Annotated in this window: 6 protein-coding genes; 4 read left to right on the top strand and 2 right to left on the bottom strand. The window is 63.8% G+C overall.

Annotated elements, in window-relative coordinates; all coding sequences use genetic code 11:
* A partial coding sequence (locus tag EOA29_RS24660) for a site-specific DNA-methyltransferase (RefSeq protein ID WP_145969775.1) occupies positions 1-1,068 on the top strand: 1,068 nt, incomplete at its 5' end.
* A 148-nt stretch (positions 1,069-1,216) separates the two neighbouring features.
* On the opposite strand, the gene EOA29_RS24665 is transcribed toward EOA29_RS24660, so the two are convergent.
* Both EOA29_RS24665 and mutY read right to left on the bottom strand, forming a co-directional pair.
* Positions 1,217-1,828, bottom strand: a complete 612-nt coding sequence (locus EOA29_RS24665; protein WP_127221736.1) for an HAD family phosphatase — start codon at positions 1,826-1,828, stop codon at positions 1,217-1,219.
* Positions 1,829-1,838: 10 nt separating this feature from the next.
* Positions 1,839-2,978 carry an A/G-specific adenine glycosylase gene (mutY, locus tag EOA29_RS24670; RefSeq protein WP_127221738.1) on the bottom strand — a complete coding sequence of 380 codons (1,140 nt, stop codon included), beginning with the start codon at positions 2,976-2,978 and terminating at the stop codon, positions 1,839-1,841.
* Between the two features lie 32 nt (positions 2,979-3,010).
* Between mutY and EOA29_RS24675 the strand changes: the two genes are divergently transcribed.
* The 3 genes from EOA29_RS24675 to EOA29_RS24685 form a co-directional block, all read left to right on the top strand.
* Positions 3,011-3,511 carry a DUF721 domain-containing protein gene (locus tag EOA29_RS24675; protein WP_127221740.1) on the top strand — a complete coding sequence of 167 codons (501 nt, stop codon included), beginning with the start codon at positions 3,011-3,013 and terminating at the stop codon, positions 3,509-3,511.
* Positions 3,512-3,709: 198 nt separating this feature from the next.
* Positions 3,710-4,438 carry a DsbA family protein gene (locus EOA29_RS24680; protein WP_127221742.1) on the top strand — a complete coding sequence of 243 codons (729 nt, stop codon included), beginning with the start codon at positions 3,710-3,712 and terminating at the stop codon, positions 4,436-4,438.
* 117 nt (positions 4,439-4,555) lie between these two features.
* A partial coding sequence (locus EOA29_RS24685; RefSeq protein ID WP_145969776.1) for an AAA family ATPase occupies positions 4,556-4,984 on the top strand: 429 nt, incomplete at its 3' end.

Consider the following 4,984-nt stretch of genomic DNA (forward strand, 5'->3'; position numbering starts at 1 on the left):
ATCCTGAAAGGCGACTGCGTCGCGGCCCTCGATCGTCTGCCGGAAAAGTCGATCGACGTCATCTTCGCCGATCCGCCCTATAATCTGCAGCTCGACGGCGACCTGCACCGGCCGGACCAGTCCAAGGTCGACGCCGTCGACGACGACTGGGACCAGTTCGAGAGCTTCGAGGCCTATGATGCCTTCACCCGCGCCTGGCTGCTCGCGGCACGCCGTGTGCTGAAGCCCAACGGCACCATCTGGGTCATCGGCTCCTACCACAACATCTTCCGCGTCGGCGCGAGGATGCAGGATCTCGGCTTCTGGATCCTCAACGACGTCGTCTGGCGCAAGACCAACCCGATGCCGAATTTCCGCGGCCGCCGCTTCCAGAACGCGCATGAGACGATGATCTGGGCCTCGCGCGACCAGAAGGGCAAGGGCTACACCTTCAACTACGAAGCGCTGAAAGCGTCGAACGACGACCTGCAGATGCGCTCCGACTGGCTGTTCCCGATCTGCACCGGTGGCGAGCGCCTGAAGGACGACAACGGCAACAAGCTGCATCCGACGCAGAAGCCGGAAGCGCTGCTTGCCCGCATCATGATGGCCTCGACCAAGCCGGGCGACGTCGTGCTCGATCCCTTCTTCGGCTCGGGCACCACCGGCGCCGTCGCCAGGCGCCTCGGCCGCCACTTCGTCGGTATCGAGCGCGAGCAGGCCTATATAGACGCCGCCAACGAGCGTATCGCAGCTGTTCGCCCGCTTGATGGCGCCGACCTCACCGTGCTTTCCGGCAAGCGCGCCGAGCCGCGCGTCGCCTTCATCAGCCTGATCGACACCGGCCTGGTGGCGCCGGGCGCCACGCTCTATGACGCCAAGAAGCGCTGGGCCGCCAAGGTGCGCGCCGACGGCACGCTGGCCATCGGCGACAGCGCCGGCTCGATCCACAAGATCGGCGCCGAAGTGCAGGGGCTGGATGCCTGCAACGGCTGGACCTTCTGGCACTATGAGCGCAGCGGCGGGCTGACCCCGATCGACGAGCTGCGGCGCATCGCGCGCCTCGGCATGGAGCGGGCAGGCGGCTGATCCGCCAGGGCAATTCCAGGAAAAGCGCCCAGCGGTTTTCCGTCCGGAATTGCGAAAGAACAATATTCAAGAGCGGTTCGGCGATCCCATGGAATCGTCGAACCGCACTTGAATCAAGACGTGAACGGATCGCCGCAAGCGATTCAGATCAAGCCGCAATCCCAAACCGCTCAAGGTCTGCTTGAAGCGTCTTGGCGTCGGTGAACAGCACCGCCTGCCAGCCGGCGGCCTTGGCGCCGTCGACATTCTTCTGGCTGTCGTCGATGAACAGCGTCGCCGATGGTTCGAGCCCGAAGGCCGCGATGTGATGATCGTAGATGGCGCGGTCCGGCTTGATCAGGCCGATCTCGCCCGAGACGGTGACGCCGCGCGGCCGGCTGAGAAAATCGAAGCGCTGGCGGGCTTCAGCAAGTGTGTCGACGGCAAAGTTGGTCAGCATGGTCACGTCATGGCCGCCTTCGATCAGTTCGATCATGAGGGCGACGCTGTCGTCATAGGCATGCGGCACCATCTCGTGCCAGTGACGGCGGAAATTGCGGATGTTCTCGGCATGATCGGGATGCTCGGCGATCAGCAGCGCCTCGGCCTCTTCCCACGTGCGGCCGCGATCCTGCTCGAGGTTCCATTCGCTGGTGCAGATATTGGCGAAGAACCACTTCCGCTCTTCCGCATCGGGAATCAGGCGGCTGAACGCAAGGTCCGGATCGTAATGGATCAGCACCCTGCCGATGTCGAACACGATGTGACGGATTTCAGTCATTGCCTGCCTTTCAATGTGGACGCTTTTTGGTCGCGCCGGGTATCGCCGCCTCGATTACCTTTTTCATGACGGTGGGCAGCGCTTCCCCGGAAATTTCATGGGCCAGCGACCAGAAATGCCCACCCGGCACATCACCTTTGATGTGGGCATGAAAGACTTCGAGTTCGAGCGCGAAATGCGTGAAAACATGGCCGATCCGCCCGGCGCGCCGCCAGTCGGCCGGAAAGGGTGCTGCAGCTGGCGTGGTCGCGCCATCGATCCGCGCCGTCCAGGCAGTGGTGGGCACCTCGGTCATGCCGCCGAGCAGCCCCTTGTCGGGTCGCTTGCGCAGCAGGATGGCGCCATCGCTGCGTTGGGCGACAAAGGCAGCACCCCGCCTGAGCGGCTTGTCGTCCTTCGGCAGGCGGACCGGGAACCGCTCCGGATCGCCAGAAAGGATCGCGCTGCAATCTTCCCGCACCGGGCACAGCATGCAGCGCGGGCGGCGCGGCGTGCAGATCGTCGCGCCGAGATCCATCATCGCCTGGGCGAAATCGCCGGGCCTTGTTTGCGGCACCAGCTTTTCGACCAGTGCGCGGATCTCTGGCTTGGCCTCGCCGAGTGGCGTTTCGATCGAATAGAGCCGCGAGATGACGCGCTCGACATTGCCGTCGACGACAGCGGCCGGCCGGTCGAAGGCTATCGCCGCTATCGCCGCTGCTGTATAGGCGCCGATGCCCGGCAATTGCCTCAGGCCGGCTTCGGTGTCGGGGAAGCGGCCGCCCTGCCGCGCCACGAGATCGGCGCAAGCCTTCAGGTTGCGCGCCCGGGAATAATAGCCGAGCCCGGCCCAGGCCTTCATGACGTCCTCGGCGGGCGCGGCGGCCAGCGCCTCGACGCTCGGCCATTTCTCCAGGAAGCTGCGGAAATAGGCTTTCACCGCCTCAACGGTGGTCTGCTGCAGCATCACCTCGGAGAGCCACACGCGGTAGGGATCGGGCCTTGTCCCGCGCGCGAGTGCCCCCGGTGTTACACGCCAGGGCAGGTCGCGGTGATGCGCGTCATACCAGGCAAGCAGGCGGGCGGAGATATCCAAGGATTCGCTTTCGCCGGCGTCTCCGGATACGGCCTTCTCGGCTGCGGCCTTGCGGGTCTGGTCTTGCGGTGCCATTGATCGGGTGGGTTTGGGATCGGAGAACGCACATGGCAGGGAAAAGGCCCTTCGGCAATCCCGTTCCGGTGAGCGATCTCGCGACCGAGATCCTCGACCCGGTGCTGAGGAAGCGCGCCGGCATCTCGATCGGACTGGTGCAATCGTGGGAAGAGATCGCCGGCCCACGCTTGGCCAGCCACTCGCGCCCGGAAAAGATCCAATGGCCGCGCCGCCTGCACGAGGACGATCCGTTCGAGCCGGCAATGCTTATCATCGCCTGCGAAGGCATGGCGGCGCTGCATCTGCAGCATGAGGCCGGCGAGGTCATCAACCGCGTCAACGCCTTTCTGGGCTTCAACGCCATCGGCCGCATCAAGATATTGCAGAAGCCAGTCCTTTCGGCAAAAGCCCGTCCGAAACCGGCGCCGAGGCCGCTCAGCGAGGCGGAGAAATCGAAGCTGGCGCGCACGGTCGGCAAGATCGAGGACGATGGCCTGCGCGCCTCGCTCGAACGGCTCGGAGCGACCATTCTGGGTCAAAAAAGGCCGTGAGCGTATCTCCCGAAAGTGTGCGGCGGTTTTGGGAAAAGAGGTGTGGCGTGCTGCAAAATCGTCGTCAATATCGCGTATTCGTGATCGCGGCCGAAAAATTTGGCGATTGGATTGGGGACGGCGATGCCTTAATTCGCGCCAACTCTCGCCTTTTCTAGCCCTTGCATTGCAAAATCCAACCGATATCAGGTGATTCGCATGAACCGTTCTTTGTCCCGCAGGAACCTTTTGACCACGCTGGCCGCCGTTCCGGCTGTGGCGCTGCTTGCCGCGTGCAGCGACTCTGGCGAGGACGCGAAGGCGGCCGATGTGAAGCCCGCCAACCCGTCGACGCCAGCCAAGCCGGCCACGCCGGCCGCCGCTAAGGCGCCGGAGGCTCAAGGCACGGTCGACATGGCGGAACTGTTGAAGCCCGGCGCTTTGCCCGAAAAGCAGCTCGGCAAGGACGACGCCAAGGTCACCATCGTAGAATATGCGTCGATGACCTGCCCGCATTGCGCGCATTTCGCCATGACCACCTTCCCTGAGTTGAAGACCAAGTACATCGACACCGGCAAGGCCCGCTACATCCTGCGCGAATTCCCGTTCGATCCCAGCGCCGAGGCAGGCTTCATGCTGGCGCGCTGCGCCAAGGACAACTATTTCCCGATGGTCGATGTGCTGTTCAAGCAGCAGCCGAGCTGGGTTGGCGTCAGCAACACCAAGGAAGCGCTGCTGCAGATCTCCAAGCTTGCCGGTTTTACACAGGAGTCCTTTGAGGCCTGCTTGACGGACCAGAAACTTCTGGACGATGTGAGAGCAGTCCAGAAACGCGGAGCGGACGAGTTCAAGGTCGACTCGACGCCGACCTTCTTCATCAACGGAAAGACCTACAAAGGGGCGATGTCGATTGAGGAAATGTCGGCCATCATCGACCCTTTGCTCTGACGTCCGGGCCGCGCCGAAGCGATCGCGCTTCGGCGTTCTGGCCCATTTGTCTGGCCGCGGGTTCTCGTCGCAAAACCGCGGAACACTTTTGCGGAACCCGCTCATGGGGCGGCGCGAATGAAGTTTTCGCGCCTTCGCCTCCTCGGTTTCAAGTCCTTCGTCGAGCCCGGCGAGTTCGTCATCGAACGCGGGCTGACCGGCATCGTCGGGCCGAACGGCTGCGGCAAGTCGAACCTTGTCGAGGCGCTGCGCTGGGTAATGGGCGAAAGCTCCTACAAGAACATGCGCGCGTCCGGCATGGACGACGTGATCTTTTCCGGCTCTGGCGCACGGCCGGCCCGCAACACCGCCGAAGTCACGCTGTTCCTCGACAATAGCGACCGCACGGCGCCCGCCGCCTTCAACGATGCCGACGAACTGCAGGTGTCGCGCCGCATCGAGCGCGAGGCGGGCTCGCTCTACCGCATCAACGGCAAGGAAGCGCGCGCCAAGGACGTGCAACTGCTCTTCGCCGACCAGTCGACCGGCGCGCGCTCACCCTCGATG

It is taken from the genome of Mesorhizobium sp. M1E.F.Ca.ET.063.01.1.1, assembly GCF_003998155.1.
Lineage (GTDB): Bacteria > Pseudomonadota > Alphaproteobacteria > Rhizobiales > Rhizobiaceae > Mesorhizobium.